This is a genomic window from Planctomycetota bacterium (assembly GCA_038746835.1).
GTDB lineage: Bacteria > Planctomycetota > Phycisphaerae > Tepidisphaerales > Tepidisphaeraceae > JBCDKH01.
The window spans coordinates 1-21,457 of sequence record JBCDKH010000003.1; the positions used below are offsets into that span (position 1 = coordinate 1).

At 65.2% G+C, this 21,457-nt stretch carries 16 protein-coding genes; 12 read left to right on the top strand and 4 right to left on the bottom strand.

Annotated features, from left to right (window positions below):
• Nucleotides 1-170 precede the first annotated feature (170 nt).
• Nucleotides 171-1,160: a hypothetical protein gene (locus tag AAGI46_00715; GenBank protein ID MEM1010720.1), complete on the top strand. Its 990-nt coding sequence runs from the start codon at nucleotides 171-173 to the stop codon at nucleotides 1,158-1,160.
• Nucleotides 1,161-1,236: 76 nt separating this feature from the next.
• Here AAGI46_00715 and AAGI46_00720 read toward each other — a convergent pair whose 3' ends face one another.
• Together AAGI46_00720 and AAGI46_00725 are read right to left on the bottom strand one after the other, a co-directional pair.
• Nucleotides 1,237-2,712, bottom strand: coding sequence for a hypothetical protein (locus AAGI46_00720; GenBank protein ID MEM1010721.1), 1,476 nt, complete (start codon nucleotides 2,710-2,712; stop codon nucleotides 1,237-1,239).
• A 147-nt stretch (nucleotides 2,713-2,859) separates the two neighbouring features.
• Nucleotides 2,860-5,928: a choice-of-anchor Q domain-containing protein gene (locus AAGI46_00725; GenBank protein MEM1010722.1), complete on the bottom strand. Its 3,069-nt coding sequence runs from the start codon at nucleotides 5,926-5,928 to the stop codon at nucleotides 2,860-2,862.
• A 545-nt stretch (nucleotides 5,929-6,473) separates the two neighbouring features.
• On the opposite strand from AAGI46_00725, the gene AAGI46_00730 reads away from it, so the two are divergent.
• Nucleotides 6,474-7,379 carry a hypothetical protein gene (locus AAGI46_00730; GenBank protein MEM1010723.1) on the top strand — a complete coding sequence of 302 codons (906 nt, stop codon included), beginning with the start codon at nucleotides 6,474-6,476 and terminating at the stop codon, nucleotides 7,377-7,379.
• A gap of 7 nt (nucleotides 7,380-7,386) precedes the next feature.
• Here the strand turns inward: AAGI46_00730 and AAGI46_00735 are convergent, their stop codons facing one another.
• Nucleotides 7,387-8,859 carry a hypothetical protein gene (locus AAGI46_00735; GenBank protein MEM1010724.1) on the bottom strand — a complete coding sequence of 491 codons (1,473 nt, stop codon included), beginning with the start codon at nucleotides 8,857-8,859 and terminating at the stop codon, nucleotides 7,387-7,389.
• Between the two features lie 23 nt (nucleotides 8,860-8,882).
• Between AAGI46_00735 and AAGI46_00740 the strand changes: the two genes are divergently transcribed.
• The 6 genes from AAGI46_00740 (at nucleotide 8,883) to AAGI46_00765 (ending at nucleotide 15,082) form a co-directional block, all read left to right on the top strand.
• Nucleotides 8,883-9,746, top strand: a complete 864-nt coding sequence (locus tag AAGI46_00740; GenBank protein MEM1010725.1) for an FkbM family methyltransferase — start codon at nucleotides 8,883-8,885, stop codon at nucleotides 9,744-9,746.
• A 193-nt stretch (nucleotides 9,747-9,939) separates the two neighbouring features.
• Nucleotides 9,940-12,054 carry a glycosyltransferase family 2 protein gene (locus tag AAGI46_00745; GenBank protein ID MEM1010726.1) on the top strand — a complete coding sequence of 705 codons (2,115 nt, stop codon included), beginning with the start codon at nucleotides 9,940-9,942 and terminating at the stop codon, nucleotides 12,052-12,054.
• A complete protein-coding gene (locus tag AAGI46_00750) occupies nucleotides 12,054-12,974 on the top strand; it encodes a glycosyltransferase family 2 protein (GenBank protein ID MEM1010727.1) in 921 nt (306 codons plus the stop codon). Before AAGI46_00745 ends, AAGI46_00750 begins: the two co-directional genes overlap by 1 nt.
• Entirely contained in the window at nucleotides 12,971-13,753 is a 783-nt protein-coding gene (locus tag AAGI46_00755; GenBank protein ID MEM1010728.1) for a methyltransferase domain-containing protein, read from the top strand. Before AAGI46_00750 ends, AAGI46_00755 begins: the two co-directional genes overlap by 4 nt.
• A complete protein-coding gene (locus AAGI46_00760) occupies nucleotides 13,750-14,166 on the top strand; it encodes a GtrA family protein (protein ID MEM1010729.1) in 417 nt (138 codons plus the stop codon). Before AAGI46_00755 ends, AAGI46_00760 begins: the two co-directional genes overlap by 4 nt.
• Nucleotides 14,167-14,176: 10 nt before the next feature.
• Nucleotides 14,177-15,082 carry an FkbM family methyltransferase gene (locus AAGI46_00765; protein MEM1010730.1) on the top strand — a complete coding sequence of 302 codons (906 nt, stop codon included), beginning with the start codon at nucleotides 14,177-14,179 and terminating at the stop codon, nucleotides 15,080-15,082.
• An 86-nt stretch (nucleotides 15,083-15,168) separates the two neighbouring features.
• Here the strand turns inward: AAGI46_00765 and AAGI46_00770 are convergent, their stop codons facing one another.
• Entirely contained in the window at nucleotides 15,169-16,335 is a 1,167-nt protein-coding gene (locus tag AAGI46_00770) for a glycosyltransferase (protein ID MEM1010731.1), read from the bottom strand.
• Nucleotides 16,336-16,406: 71 nt separating this feature from the next.
• On the opposite strand from AAGI46_00770, the gene AAGI46_00775 reads away from it, so the two are divergent.
• The 4 genes from AAGI46_00775 to AAGI46_00790 all read left to right on the top strand — a co-directional run bounded on the left by AAGI46_00775 (nucleotide 16,407) and on the right by AAGI46_00790 (nucleotide 21,358).
• A complete protein-coding gene (locus AAGI46_00775; GenBank protein MEM1010732.1) occupies nucleotides 16,407-17,585 on the top strand; it encodes a glycosyltransferase family 4 protein in 1,179 nt (392 codons plus the stop codon).
• 517 nt (nucleotides 17,586-18,102) lie between these two features.
• Entirely contained in the window at nucleotides 18,103-18,549 is a 447-nt protein-coding gene (locus AAGI46_00780; GenBank protein MEM1010733.1) for a hypothetical protein, read from the top strand.
• Between the two features lie 162 nt (nucleotides 18,550-18,711).
• Nucleotides 18,712-19,980 (top strand): glutamyl-tRNA reductase, encoded by a 1,269-nt coding sequence (gene hemA, locus AAGI46_00785; protein ID MEM1010734.1) that lies wholly within the window; start codon nucleotides 18,712-18,714, stop codon nucleotides 19,978-19,980.
• Nucleotides 19,981-20,149: 169 nt separating this feature from the next.
• Nucleotides 20,150-21,358, top strand: a complete 1,209-nt coding sequence (locus AAGI46_00790; GenBank protein ID MEM1010735.1) for an MraY family glycosyltransferase — start codon at nucleotides 20,150-20,152, stop codon at nucleotides 21,356-21,358.
• The last annotated feature ends 99 nt before the right edge of the window (nucleotides 21,359-21,457 follow it).

The window sequence follows — 21,457 nt, forward strand, 5'->3', positions numbered from 1 at the left end:
CCCCCCGCGGGGGGGGGGGCGGGGGGGTTTCCCGCGGGGGGTCCTGGTGGGTCGCCTGGGTGGGCCCCCCCCCCCCCGCGGGGGCCCCCCCCCCGGCGGCACCCGCTTCTCTGGGCGCAACGCGTCACGCGGTGGTTGCAGCGGATGACGCGAGCGACGACGCTGATCCCGTGGGAACGGTCGTTGCCGATATGTCCGCCGAGGCGACGCTGCATTGTCCGCACTGCCGGTACGACCTCCGCGGCGCGACCGGCGACGTCTGCCCGGAGTGCGGCAAGACCTTCGACCCGGCCACGCTCGGAAAACCCGAGATCCCTTGGAACGATCGGCACCGGTGGTGGTCGATCCGCTCGTTTATCGCGACCGTCTGGCTGGTCCTTCGGCACCCGATCCTGTTCGCCCGGCAGATCGACACGCCGGTCTCGCTCAAGCCGGCCAAGCGGTTCCGGCTAATCTGCGTGCTCCTCGCGGCCGGGTGTCTGGTGCCGATGGTCTGGCGTACGGCCTGGCAGTTCTACCCAGCCGCGATGCAAGACCCGCTGCTGGAAGACGTCGCCAACTGGCAGCGGGACGACCCGCCTGAGTGGGACGACTTCGTCGGCTGGCCCGAACTGATCGCCGACACCTCCATCATCGCCGCCCTCTGCCTTGGCACGGGGCTCTGGCTCTTCCTCGGCTCGGGCCTGGCGACCTACGCCCTGGAAACCCGCGAACGCCACGCCCCAACCCGCGAACGCCGCCTCGCCATCGGCTACTACACCGCGGCCCCATTGGCGCTGAGCCCGCTGATTGTCTTCATGCTCGGGATAGACTACGTCGCTCACTTTCGAGGATTTTCTAGTAGCCAATATCCCGGCGAAACGCTGTGGGAATACATCCTTCTCACAGCTAAGTTCTTCTTGTCTCCATTCAAAGGCCCGCTGGACATCGCGATTGCCTTTCTGATTCCAACAACGATCTGCGTGCAACTGCTCTACGTCTGCACGCTCCCGTATGTAGCCCTCGTCCGCGGACTCGACGTCGGCATCTTTCGATCTTTCGCCATCGTTCCAAGCCTCATCGCGGGATGGCTCGTGCTGTTGATCCCTCTCGTTTTGGGTCTGCCGTTCCTCGCGTTTTATCTACAGATCGCGTGGCACGCACTCGACAACCTGCGATGAAGGTTCAATCGATCGTTGATTGTCAAATCGCGGCGACCTGCATCTCATCAATCGCGAGCAATTGAGCCGACTTTGATTATCGCTGCGGATTGATCGCTTGCGCTCGCCGCCCACCGTCGAAGAGATAAGTCCATGGATCGACGTCCGGATCTGGCGAAGCTTCGAGCGGAACAACGCGATCGAGGGTCCGCCACTTGTTGACAGGCCCGAACCACGTCCGATCACCCTGTCGCCGCTGTGACCCACCCTGATCGATGCCGTCTTCCCAGACGCTGTAGACGAGCGGGATAAGAGCATCGGGCCGATATCCAATCGGCTGCGAACCGTCGGCGAATGGGTCGATCGGCACGTCTGGAAGGTAACCGGGAACAAGATCCTCAAGGGTGTTGGGGAGCCGCCCGTCGTGATCAGCCTGATAAAGCTTGATCGCTAGCGCAGTCGCAGTGAGTCGATGCTGGGCAGTGGTCACGAAGTGCCCCCGTGCCATCCATCGGTAAGCACCTTGAATCGCCGTTCGACGCCCTCCGTTGAAGAGACACCCCGCAAGCGTCGCAGGGCGTCTGCGCTCCTTCAGTGAATCGACTCCGATCGCTTCGGCCAACCGACGTGCATCAGGAAACGTCTCCGCCTGCGCGAGGAGGGGTGATGTGACGCTGGCAAGCCGCGCCTTGTGCAAGAGCGATGTGGTCCTCAGCCGCTCGGTCATCCATCGCTCTCTCCAAGTTGATGGCGAACTGGTCTCGGCAGCCTGCATGATTACTTCGACCCGATCGACGGCCAAGGCCTTGCTCGCACGAGCCTTGCGATCGATCAGGAGACGCGCGATCAAGTTGCGAACTTCGGGCTCTGCAGCGGCCCACGCGTCCAAGGGCTGACTCGCATCGATCGGATAGGCGATGAGTTCAACGGCAAGCGCAGCAGCCCAGGCTTCCACGCCGAAGCCCACGGCGTCTGCAAGAATGCCATATCCCAGGTGCTGCGCTGCCTCGCCGAGGTGGGTCACTTCGACCAACCGCCGAATCGCTCCAAGCGAGTCGCCGGCGTGCAGCCGCGCATCCGCGTCATAGCCGAGCAGCATCGAGAGTTGTCGATGTGCTCCAAGCGATGAGTCAGCTACGTCTCGGTTGAACAGAGGCATGCCAAAGTCGGCCTCTTCCGTCGCCAGGGCAGCCTCGGACAGAAGGTTGAGCTGCTCAGCGAACGTGCTGCCAAAGTCTGCGTCGGCGGCACGGGCTCGCCGTTCGTAGACCGTGTCGAATCCGGATCTGACGTGCTCCTTCTGCGCCGCTGTCATGTCCGGCATCGACGCGGCGGCGGCGTTGATCAGGACGGCCGGGTTGTTGCCGGTGTCGGGAGCTACACCCGTGATGCGGGCCAGATCGTCCGGGTGTGGGAGCCCGTCGCCACGCCACTCCTCGATGAGCGCGAGGCGTTGCCGTTCGACGTACCAGCCGAGCCAGACGTGGAAGCTGACCACGCTCACGATCAGCACCAGCGTCAAGGCCGTCAGCCGCTTGAGCCACCAGAACCTCGGGATCGGCCGATCGTCCACGACAGCCAGAGTACAACGTCGCCGTCCAATCCGATGCGCTCCCAGCGAAGACCTTGGCGCCCAGCCAATGACAACGGCCCGCTCCGGAAAGAGCGGGCCGTTGCGTTGGATTGATCCCGGCGTTCCGGCCGGTGGTTGTCGCGGGACTTAGAGCTCGTCGTCGCTGAACAGCGAGTCTGCCGGAGCGGCGACCGACTGACCGAAGTTGGCACGCAGGATGCCGAAGTCGGCCAGGTTGACCGCACCGTCCAGGTTGAAGTCGGCACTCAGGAAGCCATCGACCGGCGTGCCGCCGAAGTTGGAACGCAGGATGCCGAAGTCGGCCAGGTTCACGCTGCGGCTGCGGTCGGCGTCGCCGGCGAGGAAGAAGTCCTCGATGAACGGCGACGAGACAAGCGTGGCACCGCCGGAGTTGGCAACGCCGGCCGTGTCCAGAGAGAACTCGTAGTTGCCGTTGGTCAGCAATCCACTCTGGACCAGCGGAACCAGCGAGAATACTGCCAAATTGAGCCCTGGTAGGAACACGGCCGTCACCGTCGAGGTGTCGATCTGGGTGGCAGTTGTCACGTTCGTCGCAATCAGATCAGACGGGTCGATACTGGACGACACGTCCTGGTCGATTTCGAAGACGACCTCAAGTGTGCTCGCGTCGTACGAAGTGGCGACGACCTCCGGCGGAGCGGCCGAGAGCTCGATGGCACCGATGTCGACGAAGTCGTCGACGACCATCGGGTCATCGAACACGCGGTCGAACGGAGCACCACGCTGGTCGAAGACGAGCGCGACGTCGTCCAGGCTCTCATCGGCAGGCGTGTCCGGATCGTCGCCGGCAACGTTGTCCGCACCCGGGTTGACCGCCAGTGCCGGGGCACCGTTGTCAATCGCGTCGCTGCCCGGCAGCGGCAGGTGGTTCCGGGTGGAGCCACCGTTGAAAGCCAGCGGAGCCAGCGCCGGCGAGTCGGTCGCAAAGGCTGCCGGCGTTGCCGGGGTGAGCTCATCGCCGTCGAAGTCGAAGACGATGTCCGTACCGAGGATGGTGTTGCTGGTTGTCTCACCAGCGCCGAACGTCGAGCCACCCGGCAGGGCAGCGGTCGTGCCGAAGTTGGCCGGCTCCTGAACCTGCGGGGTCAGCGGATCGCCGTCGTCGTCGACGAAGCCGGTGTTGCCGGCGAGGAACGAGTTGACCACCGTGAAGCTCGTCGTGTCATCCAGGAACGTGTCGGTCGGCTGGATGACGATCGCCGAGTCCAGGCCGTCGTTGAGGACGACCGTCGACTGGGTGATGCTGATGACAAAGGCCGGGTCGACTGTGGCACCGGTTTCGCCGAACGCGCTGAAGCTCATGGCCGCGCGAGCGTCGGACGTGTTGCCGGAGAAGGTCGACTGGACAATCGCGACGTTGTAGACGTCGACGCCGAATCCGATGTTTGGATCGGCCTCGGCAATCTGGACTTCCAGTGCGCCGCCGAAGCCGTAGTCGGGGCCGAACGTGTCGGGATCGACCGGAGCGGTCGTGTTGATGGCACTGTTGCCGCTGAACTCCGAGTTGAAGACGAACAGGTCACTGTCGGACGCCCACAGGCCGCCGCCGGCACCGCCGCTGTCGACTGCGCCGATGCTGCGGTTATCGAAGAAGCGCGAGTTGATCACGTCCACGCCACCGATGAACGACGCGACACCGCCGCCGAGGTTCACGGTCTGGTTGCTGAGGAAGGACGAATCGATGATCTCGAGCTGGGCATCGCCGAAGTTGCGAGCCTGCACCGACCCGGTGGCCGACGCGCCGACGACGTTGCCGGCCTCGAGGGCGACAGCCTCTCGTGCCACCGTGCTCATCGAATCCGGGCCGATCGACGAGAAGGTCGACAGGTTGGCGTCTTCGTTGACAAACGCAGCGGACGAAGCGGTCGTCGAAGGACCCGGCGCCGCACGACCCGCGGCGGCTGCCGAGGGCACGATGGTCTCGTTGCCGAGGAAGAAGACCGCACCACCGCTCTCTTCCGACGAGTTGGCCTGGAAGCTGCTGCTATTGATGGTCAGGCCGGTGCCCAGCGGGCCGGTGCCGCCGACGGGCGTCTCGCCGAAGTTCAAACGAACCTCGACGGCACCGCCGGTACCCGTGACGAAGTTCTGGTCGGCAGAGGCCTGCTGGAACTGAGCGAAGTTGGCATTGAACGAGCTGCCCGAGATGTTGGTCGTTGGGCCGTACGACGTCACGGCTCCACCGGTGTCGCCGGCGAAGTTGTTGGTGAAGACGCTGTCTGTGATGTTCAAGACGTGCTCCACCGAGCCGTCGTCCGCCGCGTATACCGCACCGCCGTACAGGCCGGTCAGCGCCGTGTCATTGGCGGTGAAGTCGGCGTTTGCAATGTTGACGGTGTCGGTGATAAGGAACAACGCACCGCCGAGGTCGTCGCCCACGTTGTTGCTGAAGGACGTGCCGTCGATGTTGAGCGTGTCGACCTGGGCGCGAATGGCACCGCCGGTGCCGGCCGCGACGGGCGTGATGAGGGCGCTGTTACCGACGAACGAGCCACCCGTGATCGTGAGGATCGTGTCCGCACCGAAGGCCGCGACAGCGCCACCGCTGGTCGCACTGTCCGGGTCGAAACCGGTGTTGTTGGTGAAGTCGGTGTCGGTGAAGGTCAGCGTGCCCTGAGCAAAGATGGCACCGCCATCGCCGGCCTCGTTGTCATCGAACGTGGTGCCGACCGTCGTCAGCGACGCGCCCGCGTTCACAAAGGTCGACCCGCCGGCACCTCGCAGGAACTCGGGTGCGGCATCGGGATTGAGCGGATCAAAGGCCGGGTTCGGCGTCTGAGCGATGTTGCCGCCGGTCAGGACCAGACCGTTGAACGTGAGACTGGAGGCTGCCAGAACCGTGAAGTGACGAGACTCGACGCCGGCACCGATCGTGACACCTGCTGCCGAGTCTGTGATGGTGAGGTCGCTGCTGCCACCGATCACGATCTCGCCCTGCGTGAGGGTGATGGTCTGCGGCGTGGCGAAGACCGTCGGATCGAAGACGATTTCGTCGGCGCCCGGCGAGGCCTCGGCCTCGAGGACGGCTTCGCGAAGCGTGGTCAGCCCGTCGGTCGGGTTCGTCACGTCCGAGACCGTGTCGACGGTGAACGTGGCGAGGAGCCGGCGGGTCTCGAGGTTCTCGATCAGTCGGTTACGGGTTGCCTTGCGGCGGGTAGGGGTCGTTTGACGCATCGATTCAGCCCTTTGCAGTGGTGTTCGAGTCTCTGTGGAGAAAACGGGAAGGAGTGGCGATGGGAACGCGGAATCAGCGACATCACTCCGCCAGGGGCGGGTGGCTTCGCAGCACGTGGACGATGGACGCATCGTTCTCCCGATTCACGCCACCATCACCGTTTGCCAGGCGAGTAAGGACCCTCGCGGCAGCGCCACAGGATAGTGACACGGGACCGAAATGGAACAACAAATTGCGAAGACTGAAAACGAGGAGGTCGCGCCACTCGCACCGCCGCCCGATTTCTCGCCCCAGCCGGCACAACGCTCCCGAGATCCGATCACGCGATCACGCCTCGTCGTCGCTGAACAGCGAGTCTGCCGGAGCGGCGACCGACTGACCGAAACTGGCACGCAGGATGCCGAAGTCGGCCAGGTTGACCAGGCCGTCGTAGGTTGAAATCGGCATCGAGGAAGCCGTTCTGTGGCATGGCGTTGAGCGTCAGGCTAGAGACTAGATCAGCGAGGCCTCCTTCTCCTAAGCAGGTACCGTATCGCGAGCCGGCATGACCATGGAGACCGACGAGCCGTTGCCGTGTCCCAACTGCGGCTATGACCTGCGCGGGAATGCGTCGGACGTTTGTCCGGAGTGCGGAGACGCGTTCGATCCGGCGAGGCTTGCCGAGGCCCAGATTCCGTGGCAGGAGCGCCATGAGATCGGGCGTGTTCGGGCGTTCGTGCAGACCGCGTGGCTTGTCATCCGCCGGCCGACGCGGTTCGCACGACAGGCGACCCGGCCGGTTCGATATCGCGATGCTCGGCGGTTTCAATTCGTGTGCGTGCTGCTGGCGTGGCTAACCATCGGGCCGGTCTCGGCGTGGGGGCTGTGGAACGCTCGCGACAGCTACGTTTCCGGGGAACCCTCTCCGTTCATGTACTACAGCCAGCCGTCGGGCGACACGTCGAGCCCGAGCGCTTTGCTCGCCGACGGGTCGATCGTCGCGGCCTTTCTGGTTGGATTGTTTCTGTGGCTGTTCCTGACAACGGGCGTGGCGAGTTACTTCTTCCAACTGCCGTCATTGTCAACTGCGATTCGAGACCGAGCGATCGCCGCGAGCTACTACGCGGCAGCGCCTCTTGCGTTAACGCCGGTCGCCGGCGTCACTGTGTTGGCGATGCTCGGTGTCGCGTACCTCGGCGAAGAGGAGATTTGGCCAGAGCTGATTGCGATGTGGTTGGTCGTTGTCCTCTTCACAGCGGCTGCTGTCCTCGTACTCGTCGCATTGCTCGCAACTGCGACCGTGCCGATGCGGTTTCTTCGGCGAGGACTGCATGCCTCGGCGACTCGGTCGATCGCGTGTCTTGTGACAGTCGTCAGTTCCAGCTTGCTGTTGTTCGTTTGGATGGTCGTCGGTCTTCCAACAATGGTCTTCTACGTCCAGCTATCGTGGCACGCCCTCCGCATGCCGTAAGGCGAGGTCAGGGCGATTCCTGGGACTCCATTTCGATCACGAATTCGTCAGGCTCGGCTCTTGGGTCTGGAGCGGGCGTGAGCGGTTGGGCAAGGTCCAGATGCTCCCAACTGCGCTGCGGATTACCACCTGGCCGGACCATCCGTCCGCCGTCGTCCTGTCCGTTGACGCCGACGCTGTAGACGACGGGCAAAGGCCCGCCCAGCCGATATCGAAGTGGCGGCGATTCGCTTGCCATTGGATCGCCCGGCACAAACGGCAAGTACTCCGGTACCAAGGCGTCGAGGTCTGACGGCAAAGCTCCGTCGTGGTCCACGCGGTACAGCCGGACGGAAAGGGCAACCGCTGCCATGCGTCGTTGCGCTTCCACACGCGTGAACGCCTCTGTGCCCCGATCGAGGCTCGGCAGCAGGATCGAACTCATCAGCTCGCTCAGCATCTCCGCGCTTGATTCCGGTTCGACCTCGAAGCCGAAATCGTCACGCGACCTGGCGATCAGGTCTATCCATCCTCGCAGGTCGTTTGACTCCGCTGCCGCGTCACCCATGGCGGAGATAAACGCTGCCGTACGCAACAGGTCCGCCTTAAAGAACGGTTTGGCGACCCATCCCGAAACGCCACCGGCCGGCAGTCCGACGAACTGCGGAGCCGCCGCTGACATCGTCCGCTCGCCGCGGTAGGCAAAGGCGGCGTCGTGCATTGGCTCGTTCGCGTCGGCGAGCAGGTCCGCGATGAGTGCTTCGACGGCCGGCCGAGCTGCGCGCCAGCGCTCGTGGCGATCGGCATCGTCCAGCCCGGGAATCGGCGTTGTCGCGAGATCGGCCGCCCGCGCTGCGGCGAGCGCTTCGATGCCGCAACTGACCAGACCGCTGACCAGCGACGGGCCGTAGGTCGGCGTTGCATCGCTCAGACGAAGCATGTCGCGGATCGCCTCAGTCGCACCCAGCAGATCACCTTCCGCATGCTCCACGGCCGCGAGGTAGCCCAAACGATTGGCGATTTCTCGAAAGCTATTCAAAAGCGGCATTAAGGTGCTGATCTGCACGGCCGGGAGGCCCCAGTCGAAGATGGGCTCCTCGATCTCTCGTGCCTGCCGCGCAAGGTCCAGCTGCAGTTGCGTCGTCTCGACGATGGACCGCAAATGCGTCAGACCATCGGCATCGACACGAAACGGCGAACCGCGCAACTCGTCTGCCTCCCAGTCTTCGTCTTCAGGTGAAAGCGGCGGCAAGGCCGAGGCGGCGGTGTTGAGCGGGAATGCGGCGTTCCGCGGGTCCTGTGGAACGACGCCTTGGTTGACAACGGTCTCGTCCGGATGCGGCCAGCCGTCCTGCCGCCACTCATCGAGCAGCGCGGCCTCGCGAGCGTCGATGTGGTTGCCGAGCCAGATGTGAAATCCCAACCACGCCACCGGCAAAGCCACCGCGACCGGTAATAGCCGCTTCAACCACCAGAACGTCCGGATCGGCGGTTCGTCCACGGCCGCGAGGGTACCGTGTCGGCGTGTCGCTCGCGTTGGCCATTTTGAGGCAGTATGCCGACGTCGCCCCGACGGAACGCGGCGGGTTTCGGCTGGCACGGGTGGCGCGCCGGCTGGTGCCGCGGGCGAAGTGGCGGGGCGTCTACGGCGACGGGCGAGGCAACGCGCTCGACCTCGATCTGGCGACGTATCCGGATGTGGCGATGGCGTGCGGGCTGTACGAGCGCGACACGGATCGACTGTTCGAGAAGCTGCTCCGGCCCGGCATGCACTTCGTCGACGGCGGGGCGAACCTCGGCTACTTCACCTGCCGGGGAGCGAGGCGCGTCGGCTCGACGGGACGCGTCGATGCCTTCGAGCCCGATCCCGACAATCGCCAGCGGCTCAAAGGCAACCTGCAACGCAACGGCCTGGCGAACGTGACGGTCCGGCCTGTTGCTCTGTCGGATCAGTCGGAAACGCTCACCTTCCACCACCCGGTCAATGGCGATCGCAACCATGGCGAGACGTCGCGGTTCGACATCGCCGGCGTCGAGACGAAGTCGTTCGACGTCGAGGCCGTCCGGGCGGACGAGGTGATCGAGGACGTGCCGGACGTGGTGAAGCTGGACCTCGAAGGCGGCGAGCTGGCGGCGGTGCGTGGGATGACGCGCTGGCTCGCGGCGGACCGTCCACCGAAGGTCGTGCTGGAGCACAACCCACCCGCCGACGCCCGCGGCGGTCATCGCCCGGGTGACGTGTGGCGTGCGTTCTTGGAGGTTTCGCCGGGCTGGACGTGCTCGCGTGTCCGCTCATACGCAGCCGGGCATCTGGCACCACTGGTCTCGCCGGAACAGCTGGACCGGCTCGATCGACAGGTCAACTTGCTGTTTCAGTCTTCGGGCTGAAACGCAAAGGCGCAAAGAGGCAAAGGTCAGAGCAAAGCACCGGGCGTCGTGCTGGTCCTCCTGGAACCTCAAAACACTTTCTTACCTTTGCTCGGGCTTTGCCTCTTTGCGTCTTTGCGTTTCCCCTGTGACATCGATTGGGGCATGCTGAAACTGGCATCTGCGACGTCGTGACGTACCGTGTCGGCCCGCTGTGATCGACGTTCTGATCCAAACCTTCAACGAGGAACGGAATCTGCCGCACACGCTGCGCAGCCTCGAAGGCGGCTGGATCCGGCACGTCTTTGTCGTCGACTCCGGCAGCACCGATCGCACCAAGCAGATCGCTACGGAGTGGGGCGCGACGGTCATCGAGCACGCGTGGGAGGGGTACGCCCGGCAGAAGAATTGGGCATTGGCCAACGTGCCGTTCGAGGCGGACTGGGTGCTCATCGTCGACGCCGACGAGGCCGTCGACATGCCGTTGCGGGAGAAGCTGACGGAGCTCTCAAAGAAGGAAGCAGGACCTGAGGGCGAGATCGGGTTCCAGATCAACCGCGTCTTCGTCTTCAACGGCTCGAAGATCTGGCACTGCGGCTACTACCCGAGCTGGAACCTGCGCTTCTTCCGCCAGGGCATGTGCCGGTACGAGGACCGACGCGTCCACGAGCACATGGTCTGCGACGGAAAGGTCGGCTTCCTGGACGCAGGCCTGCGGCTGATCCACGAGGATCGACGCGGGCTGGAGCACTTCTTCGCCAAGCACAATCGCTACAGCACGCTCGAAGCCCTGGAGCTGTTTGAGAATCCCGAGCCATGGCCGGGTTTCGGCGGGTTTTTCCAGGATCAGACGAAGCGTCGACGGTTCCTGAAGAGTCGCGTGTTACCGCTGGTGCCGTTTCCCTGGTCGCAGCGGATGTTCTACATGCTGGTCCTGCGTGGCGGCATCCTTGACGGTCGCGCCGGGATCGAGCTGAGCAACATGATCAGCATCTACGAGGTGCTGATCCGGGCCAAGTACCGCGAGGTCGCCCGACTGGCGCGGTCGCAGCCGCGGCGGCTTACACAGGCGCTGCCGCAGGACGTCCGAGGAGACTTTGCGGCCAAGAAGCCAGTTGTCGTTCCGGAAGAGTCCAAAACGCCCGGCGGGTTGGCACGCGCCGAGGGCGAGATTCAGCTCGGCGAGGCGGTCACGTCTCCCGACGAGAAGAAGCCGCCGACGATTCCGGGCGCGGTGCCCGAACCCGGAACGCAGCTGGTCGCCGCGGGTGCGGACGATCCGTCGGCCGAGAGCTGGGGCGAAGTGATCTACGCCGGCGCCGCCCGCAGCGACGACCCGGCCGAGCAGGCCAAGCCGTTCGGCGGCGATCGCCACGGCAAGGCCAAGGTCAGCGTCGTTATCCCGACGCTCAACGAGAGCAAGAACCTCGCCCGCTGCCTCGACCACCTGACCTGGGCCGACGAGGTGGCCGTGGTCGACTCGGGCAGTCGCGACGACACCGCCGCGATCGCCGAGCGCTACGGGGCCAAGGTCATCCACTTCCACTGGAACGGCCGTTGGCCCAAGAAGAAGAACTGGGCGCTCCGCGAGGCACCGCTGGCCAACGACTGGGTCCTCATCGTCGACGCCGATGAGTGGATCATGCCAGAACTCGCCCGCGAGGTCGGCCACGTCGTGCTCGACAAGCCCGAGCACGCGGGCTTTTACGTGAACCGCCGATTCATCTTCATGGGCCGGTGGATCAAGCACTGCGGCTACTACCCGTCGTGGAACCTGCGCCTCATCCGTCGAGGCCAGGGCGAGTACGAACGCCTGACCGACGTCGGCAACACCGGCTCTGGCGACAACGAGGTTCACGAGCACGTCGTGCCAAAGGGGCCGGTCGGCTACCTCGACAACGACATGCTCCACTTCGCCTTCCCGAACATTCACACGTTCATGGAGAAGCACAATCGCTACTCCAACTGGGAGGCGATCGTCCAGCTCCAGAACGAGCAGGAAGGCGGCGAGGAGGAGCCGCAGGGCAAGAGCGATCAGGAGATCGGCGATGTGCTGTCGCGCAGGCGTCGGCTCAAGAACCTGTCGCGTCGCGTGCCGTTCCGGCCGACGCTGCGATTCCTGTACGCGTACGTCCTTCGCGGCGGGTTCCTCGACGGCAAGGCCGGCTACGTGTTCTGCCGTTTGCTGGCGATCTACGAGTACCTCAGCGTGGCCAAGCACACCGAGCTCGTTCAGGCGCGCGACGATGCCGAGCAGGCGTTCGCCCTGAGCGACGTCCCGCCGGCTCTGGGCAATCCGGTCGTGGTGAACGAAAGCAACAGCAACTGATGACGACGCTTCCCGACGTGCCCTTCGCTGAGGAACTGCCACGATTTTCGCTGGTGATCCCGTGCTACAACGAGGAGGACGCAATCGTACAGACGCTCGACGAGATCGAGCGCGTCCTCGCAGACGCCGGCGTGCACGAGGTCATCGTCGTCAACGACGGCAGCAAAGACCGCTCCGGCGAGTTGCTCCACGAGGCCGCCAATTCCGGCAAGTACCCAAACCTCACTGTCGTCGACCACGACTTCAACCGCGGCTACGGCGCCGCCCTCAAGACCGGCATCCGCAACGCCTCGGCCCCGCTCGTCGCCATCACCGACGCCGACGGCACCTACCCCAACGAACGCCTCGGCGAGCTGGTTGACATGGCCGTCGAACACCGATGGGACATGGTCGTCGGGGCCCGCACGATCAAGGACGAGGTCACGTATCCGCTCATCCGCAAGATTCCCAAGTGGTTCCTCGTCCGCTGGGCCAGCTGGTTGAGCGACCGGAAGATCCCGGACATGAACTCCGGCATGCGTGTCTTCCGACGCGAGGTGGCGCTGAAGTTCATGCCGGTGCTGCCCGACACGTTCAGCTTCACGACGACGATCAGCGTCGCGATGCTGACCAACCGGTTCAATGTCCACTACGAGCCGATCGGCTACGCGGCCCGCGTCGGCAAGAGCAAGATCAAGCCGATCCGTGACACGCTGCGGTTCGTGCAGCTCATTACACGGACGGGCATGTACTTCGCTCCGATCCGCGTGCTGACGCCGCTGATTCTGCTGCTGCTGCTCGCGTTTCTGGCCAGCCTCGGCTACGACCTGTTCATCTTGCGTGACCTGACGGACAAGACGATCCTGCTCTTGATGTTCGCGATGAACGTGACGATCTTCGCGCTGCTGGCGGACATGATCGACAAGAGGAACGCCGGATGAGCACCACCGTCGATGACGCCACCGTTCGCCAGAAGCTGCCGCGTGAGGAGGAACACCTCGACGCGCTGTCGCGGATGCGCGCCCTGGAGACGTACTACCAGTGGACGCTGTCGCTCGTCCGGCCTTGGCTGGGGAAGCGCGTCCTCGACGCCGGGTGTGGCACGGGCAACTTCCTCGAGAGCGTCAAGACCCACGTCGACCTCGCCCACGGCGTGGACTTGTCGCCGCAGAACCTGGTCGCGTGTCGCGAGCGATTCGCCAACGACGGCAACGTCTCCGTCGCCCAGGCGGACCTCGACGCCGATGCCGCGGAACTGAACGCGATGCAGTTCGACACGGTCGTCAGCCTCGACGTCGTCGAGCACATCGAGGACGACGTGGCGATGTTGCAGAACCTGCTGGACGTCGTCCAACCGGGCGGACACCTGCTGCTCAAAACCCCGGCCCACAAGTGGCTCTTCGGCGCGGTCGATGAAGCCAGCGAGCACTATCGCCGCTACGCCGCCGGCGAGCTGCGCGACAAGGCGCAGCAGGCCGGTTGGGAGATCGTGAAGCTGCGGTTCATGAACCTGTCGGGCGTCGGGCCATACTTCCTGAAGAGCCGCGTGCTCAAGAAGAAGGCCAACTTCAGCCGGACGTTCAAGCCTTGGCAGCTCAAGGCGATTCGTGTCGCCGTCCCGGTCTTCAAGGCGGTCGACGGCGTGTCGTCGCTCGTCACCGGTTTCAACGGCCCGCCGGCCGGACAGTCGGTCGTGCTCATCGCCAGGAAGCCCCAGTGACCCAGCCGATCGGCACCAAGAAGTCGGGCTTCCGCTGGCTGCTCATCAGCGGCGTGAGTTTCTTTCTGCTGCTGGGCCTGACGATTCTCCTCACCGAGGTCTTTGGTCTGCCGGAGGAGGCGTCGTACGCGATCGGAATCGTCGTCGTGATGGCGAGCAACTTCCTCTTCTGCCGCTATTACATCTTCGAAGCCGGCAGCGAGTCGTTCTTCAAACAGCTCGGCGGCTTTCTGGCCGGGACGATCGTCTTTCGCCCGCTGGAGTACCTGACCTTCCTCGGCCTGCACACGGGACTCGGACTCGATTACCGGCTGACCGTCGCGGTCGTCTCTGTCGGAGCGCTGGTCGCAAAGTTCTTCACGTACAAGCGGTTCGTCTTCCGCCGACCGGCATCGTCGCCGGCGATGACGTAGATTGACGCCCTTGGCCGGGACTTACCTCAAAGCTCGTGCGCTCATCAAGCGCATCCTGCCGCGATCGCTCGTGCGTGGCCTCGTCCAGCGGATGCCCGATCGCACGGTGACGCGCGTCGTCCCGCACGTCGACGGCACGCTCGCCTTTGGCCTGCGTCGACATCACTGGCTCATGAGCGACCGCTGCTTCGAAGGGCACGGCCTGACGCTCGGCCTGTTCCAGCACATGGCCCGCGAAGGTGACGTCTTTTACGACGTCGGGGCCAACATCGGCTACTACGCACGGTGGTCCCTCGCGAACCTGCCGATCCGCAAGCTTGTCGCCTTCGAGCCGATGGCGGCGAACCTGACAATCCTGCGAAAGAACCGCGAGCTCGCCAAGCGACAGGGCGACTTCGACATCCACGACCTCGCCCTGAGCGATCAGGACGGCGACGCGGAATTGCAGACCGACGACCAGTCCGACGGCTCGGCCGCCCTGAGCCGCGTCACCGGCGGTGCGGCGAGCGAGTCCCGCGCCGTCCGCGGTCTGGCTCCTCTGGTCGAAACCGTCACAGAACGGCGTCTCGACACGCTGCTCGCCGAGGCGCCCGACTTGCCGCCGCCATCACTGATGAAGGTCGACACCGAAGGGGCCGAGCACCTGGTGCTCGCTGGCGGACGCGAGACGTTCGCAACGCACAAGCCGCGACTGATCCTCGCCATGCACGGCAAGGACCGGGCGGAAGAGTCCCTGTCACTCTTGGCCGACGTCGGTTATCACGTCGCCGGCTGGGTGGGCAAAGACGCAGAGCGCCAGTGGCAGATGTTCCGTCCCGGCGATGCCGCATTGATGAGCGACAACAACTGCGTCGCCGCCTTCGACGAGGCCGACGTCGCGACCCCCGCTCCGGTGCTCGATTTGAGCGTGTCGTAGGTCGCGGCTCTGGTGCCACTGCATCGTTGCAGTGCTCTGATCCGACCACTGCAAGAATGCCGTGGCACCAGAGCAGTGGTGAGCGGTCACACGACAAACGCCGCGTGCAGGCGGTCCATCTCGGCGACCATGCCCTTGGCGGTGTCGTGCCAGCGGAATCGCTTGATGTTCTCCCGGCCGCGGGCGATCAAAGACGCGTCGGCATCGAACGCCTTCCGAATCGCCGCCGCCGCCGCCTCGGGCGTGCCGGCGTCGGCGATGATGGCTCCGTCGCCCGCAACCTCGGGCAGGGCGGCCTCGTTGCTGACGACGACCGGCGTGCCGCGACTCTGAGCCTCAACGATCGGAATGCCGAACGACTCGCACACGCTCAGGAACGCCATCACCCGTGCCGTCCGGTAGGCCTCGGCCAAACGCTCGTCGCCCACCCGTCCCTCGAGCACGACGCGATCTTCGAGCTTCAACTCACGAATAAGGCGTTCCAGCGACGCGCGATAGTCCGAGCTGCAGTAACCGACGATGTGGTATCGCAGCGGCTGGCCGTCGATCGAGTCGGGCAGCAGCGGCAGGGCGCGGATGATCATCTCCTGCCGCTTGTACGGACTGACGTTGCTGACGGTCAGGATCATCGGCTCGCGCGCAGTGAGCGGGACGTCATCGCTCAGGTCGACATCGACGAGATGGTCCGGCAGGCCGTTGTAGAAGACCGGCATCGACTTCGCGCTCGGCCCGTGGTGGTGAGCGATGAGGTCGCGGAGGAAGTGGCTCGTGAACGACATCGTGATGTGCGACGACCGCTCTGCCCGTCGGACAGCGATGCGATGCGCCCGACGCCGCACAAACGCGATCACGTGGTGCTTCATCGCCGTGTAGGCGGCCGGCATGTACGACCACGGGTCGCCCAAGTGCGCCAGCGTCGGCCACTCGAGCCCACGGACGGCCATTCCGTTGAGCTGCAGGAGAGCCAGGGCATCTCGCTCACGAAGCCAGTCGGGCAACGTCCGTCGCTCCCACGCGAGCCGCTTGAATCGCTCCGCCGTTGCGGCCGGTGCCCAGTAGAGGTCGATGTCGTCTCGGCCGGCGAAATGATCGGCGACCTCGACGTGCAACTCCTTGTCCTTGGTCAGGAGCAGCGTCGTCCGCCTGCCGAGTCTCGCAAACTCTGTCGGCAGAGCCTTGGCGAGCGTCGCGTTGCCGCCGCTGCCCACGCACAGCGCGTTGACGACGATCGGCTTGTCGGCGCGAGTGGACATCGACGGCAAAACGTACGCAGCGGGTTTGGACAACCTCGCATACGTCGGCGGGCGATGCCTATGCCTTAACGATGTCGGCACCGGCTCCCGAACGCCCGCTGCGGGTCGACCTCGTCCAGCCAACGCTCGCCAAGTACCGCGTCGCCCCGTTTCGCGAACTCGCCCGCCGGCCGAATATCGACGTGCACGTCTGGTTCGCGAGTGATCCGGACCTGCCCAACGTCGAGCCTGACGGTTTCGCCACGTCGCCGGCATCGATTCGACGTCTGAAGGTCGGGCCGAGGACGATCAGCTACCAGCCAACGCAGTGGCATCTGGCGAAAAAAAGCGATCATCCGAGCCGCGATCGCGTGTTGATGCTGCTGTGGGACGTCCAGTACGCCACGCTCGTCCCGGCCATTCTGCGGGCGCGCCGAAACGGCATCGCGACCGTCCTCTGGGGGCACGGCTTCGGCAAGAACGAGTCGCCTGCGAAACAGCGGATTCGCGACCGCGTCGGCAAGCTGGCGGACACCGTTGTCGTCTACGACGACTGGGCAGCCGAGCGATTGATCGAACGCGGCTTCGACGCCGATCGGGTCTTCGTCGCGCGCAACACGATCGACGTGGCCGACGTGCAACAGCGGGCGGCGTCGCTCACGGCGAACGACGTCACCGCGTTCCGGCAGCGCATCGGCATCGGTGACGATCCGATGGTCCTCTTGGTCAGCCGGGCGATGCCCGACCGACGGGCCGACCTCCTGCTGGAAGCCGCGGCGACGCTGCGGGCGAGCGAACACCCAGATCTCCGTGTCGGGCTCGTCGGAGCAGGCTGGGCGGACGTCGTCGCAAGCGACCTCACCCGACTCGGCCTCGGTGGGGCGGTCATCATGCCGGGGGCCGTGTACGACGACGCGGAACTCGCGCTCTGGTTTGCGGCGTCGTCGGCCGTCGTGTTGCCCGAAGAGGCGGGACTCGCCGTCGTCGACGCGATGGCCAACGGCCGACCCGTCATCACCCACGACGAAGTCGCCGCCCACGCCCCGGAAGGGCGGAACGTTCGCCACGACATGACGGGCCTGCTGTACCGACGCCACGACGTCGCCGACCTCGCCAACAAAACTGGTCAGCTGCTGTCAGACCCGTCGCTGGCCGACCGTTTGGGCAAGCAGGCGTTTGCCGATGTCGACAAGCGGCTTTCCGTCGCGACCATGGTCGACGGCCACGTCGCCGCGATCACCGCGGCGCGTCGGAGATGTGACGCACGTTGAGTTCGAAAGAGCAGCTACCAAAAGAAGACACCGCCCGCGAGGGTCGGTGTCTTCCGGAGGGGAGAAAATGCGCCGTTCGGGCTTCAACTGCCAGCTGCCGCCGGTGGAGCCCCTTTATCTTGCCCAGCTTATCATACAGCGTCCAAGGTACCTGTCAATGCAATGTGGCGGTGGTTTGTTTATCGGGTTCGCGTCGCGCGAGACTTGAGTTTTTCTTTCGCGAGCACGCTGCTTCCCGCTTGTGACGCCCAAGGCCCAACGTTGGCCAATTGCGTCATCGGTCGCACGCGACGTTTCACACCAGCCCTCCTTCGAAGAATAGTTCGACGCTACAGACATCATGGTTCGGCTGAAGTGAAGTTGCAGCATTCGGTGCCGGAGGGTGCCACGTTGCGTCCGCTGTGCATCGCGGTGTTGCCCGCAGGCACCGACCCGCCCAGTCGGACCCGAACAACCCCATTTCCGCGTCCTCAAGGGCGTTTTCAGCGCGACGCACGGGCGTTGAGGCCCGTGTGGCATGACGCTGGCTGCCGTTGCTCCAGTCCTCGTTGCCGCTTCGGATCTGGCATTGGTGCGCTTGATCCGGGATGCGATTGCCAAGCCGGAGCCATTCCATCCGGACAAGACCCATCCCGCGGACGCCGACGGTCCGGACCACCCGAGTCATCCCAGCGCGATCAACGACGGCCCAGACGCGACGCGCACCATCCAAGAGACCAACGTCGTCTACCTCCACGACAACCAGCCGCTCGTCGTTTCGCCCGAGACGCCGATCGGACCCGCTGTGGCCCCGCTGCCAGGTCCGATGCCGGCACCGTGGCAGCTGTTGCTCCGCGAACAAGTCTGGAATCGCCCCGTCGAGGCTCCGCCTGTGCCCGAGCTTCTGGATCATGCCCAGGCCGCCGCTCGTTACGGCTTGGCCGCCACGACGCCGAGCCAGCGTTTGGTCGACGCATTCCTCTGAACACGCAGCGTGCCCGACTCCTGCGGTGTGGCAGTGTGCCGCGGTGGGTGTTCATTTCTGTCGCAATGACGATCATCCGGCCGAATAGACTCGTCTGCACATGCAGTGGGTGCACGACCAACACATGCGATCACGAGGGGCGGCCCTTCGAGAGGGGTGCGCGTGCCGCTGACGGTCGCCGGCGTTCACTACAGAACCTGTGGCCTGGAGACGCGAGAGCGTCTCGCGGTGTCGCGTTCGGCACTCGCACAACGCCTCGCAACAGCTTTGTCTGCGGCAAAGTGCGACGAGGTCGTCCTTCTGAGTACCTGCAATCGCGTCGAGGCCTACGTCGCCGGCGATGCCGCCGATGCACGCGAGGCGTTGCTCAACGGGCTTGAGGTCGAGACGGACGAACTCTTCGAGCTCGAAGGGACCAAGGCCGTCGGCCATTTGTTCCGCGTCGCGTCGTCGCTCGATTCGATGGTGCCAGGCGAAGCGCAGATCCTCGGCCAGGTTCGCCGGGCGTACGACGCGGCCCGGGACGCGGGAACCGCTGCTCGGACGATGCACGGTCTGTTCCAACGGGCGATCAAAGTCGGCAAGGAAGTCCGCGCCGAAGCCGGCCTGACCGCAGTCCGCAACGGCGTCGCAGAGACGGCCGCGACCCACGCCGAAGACGTCCTGGGCAAACTCGGCGGCAAGAAGCTGTTGTGCGTCGGCACGGGCAAGATGAACCGCCTGCTCCTGCGGCACTTCCACAGCCGACCACCGTCGGGCAGGCCGGCCAGCGTGGCTGTGATCGGGCGAAACCAGGAAAAGGCGACGCGCTTCGCAGCCGACTTCGGCGGTGACGGCGGGAGCCTCGACATGCTGCCGATCCGCCTGGCCGAGGCAGACCTCGTCGTCTGCGGCACTGGCAGCCCGCGTCCGATCGTCGGCGAGCCGGTGGTCCGGGCGGCGATGCGGGCACGTGAAGGCCAGCCGCTGTTCGTGATCGACCTCGCCTTGCCGAGAGACGTCGACCCGGCGGTGTCGAAGTTGGACGACGTGCACCTGTACGACCTCGACGACCTCCAGGCCGCCGCCGAGATTGCGGCCGGCGGGCGTCGTGACGAGCTGAGCATCGCCGAGCGGATGGTCGAGAAGCACGTCGAGCGGTTCGTCGCCTGGCAGAACGGCCAAAAGCTCGGCCCGCTGATCGATCGCCTCTACGACCAGGCCAACGACGCCGCTCAGGACGAGGTCCAGCGATTCAACCGCAAGCTCCCCGACGGCCTCTCCGCCGAAGACCAAGCGAAGATCGCCGACGCCAGCGAGGAGCTGGCCCGTCGGCTCGTCAACAAGCTGCTCCACGGCCCGGTCTCCAGCCTCCGCTCCATGCCCGACCCGGAGCGCCACGCGACCTACCGACACGCGGTCGAGAAGCTCTTCCAGCTCGACGAGGAGTAGGAGTCGACCACCTCCGACGCCGTGGGATGAGCGAAGCGTCTCCCCGGGTCCGACGACGGTTGATCGAAGCCCTCGGTGCTCCGAACCAGACCCGGGGTGACGCTTCACTCTACCCACGGCTTCGTGGTGACCGACGGACGATCCACGCACGGGAGCTAGCGTCGGGTGCGTGTCCCCCGGACTTCTGGTTGCGATCCTGAGCGTCCTGTTCGTCACGGGACTCGTCGTGAGCCTGGTCGCGACGCGATCGATGATCGGGTTCGCGCCAAAGATTGGGCTGGTCGACAAGCCCGGGCACCGCAAGATTCACGACGACGCCCGCCCCCTCGGCGGCGGCACCGGCATCTTCCTCGGCGTGGCGGTGCCGATGGTGCTCGGGGTCGCGTTCGTCGGCTGGATCTGGTTCCAGCACGACATCTGGCAATGGTGGAGGTTCGATGTGCCATACAGCGAGCCGCCTCTGATGCGTGGGCCGCTTGACACGTCGTGGAACCCAGACCTCGTGCGTGGGGTCGTTGACCAACTTCCGCTTCTCCTCACCTTCCTCGCCGTCGGATTCGGCATGTACTTGCTGGGCCTCGTCGACGATCGCCGGGCACTCGGGCCGTTCGTCAAGCTCGGCGTCCAGCTCGGCCTGACGGTCGCGCTCGTGCTGCCGTTTCCGGAAGTCCGGCTGCTGACTGTCCTGGGCCTCGTGCCGAGCGTGATCATCACGACGCTCTGGATCGCGGCCGTGACGAACGCGCTTAACTTCCTCGACAACATGGACGGCCTGGCTGGCGGGGTGGCGGCGATCTCGGGGCTGGTCCTCCTGCTCACCAGCATGCTCGCCGGCCAGGTCTTCGTCCCGGCGACGCTGGCGCTCTTCGTCGGGGCGTGCGTCGGCTTCCTCTGGTGGAACTTCCCGCCACGCGTGGTGGGGGGCGGCCCGGCACGCATCTTCATGGGCGACTCCGGCTCGCTGTTCGTCGGCCTCGTCCTCGGCGTCATGACGGTCCGCACGACCTATGTCGCACCCGGTGCCGACTTTGCGTCGCTGGGCGGCGGGTGGTACGGCATCTTCGCGCCGCTGGTCGTGCTGGCCGTGCCGTTGTACGACATGACGGTCGTGAGTCTGATCCGCCTGAGCCGCGGCAAGAGCCCGTTCGTCGGCGACACGAACCATTTCAGCCATCGCCTGGTTCGCCTCGGCATGACCAAGCGAACGGCCGTCTTGTGCATCTGGCTCGTCAGCGCCGCGACGGGCGTGGCGGCGCTCTTGCTGCCGCTGGTGACGAGTCCGTTGGCCGCGTGGCTGATCTTTCTCCAGACGCTGCTGATCCTGGGCGTCATCCTGCTTCTCGAACGTGGCGGACGCGAGCCCACTCCGTCATCCTGAGCGAGCGCAGCGAGTCGAAGGACCTCGCCTGAACCCGCCCCGGCAGACGCGTCCCGATGCGAGGTCCCTCGGCTGCGCTCGGGATGACGGAGGGGTTCC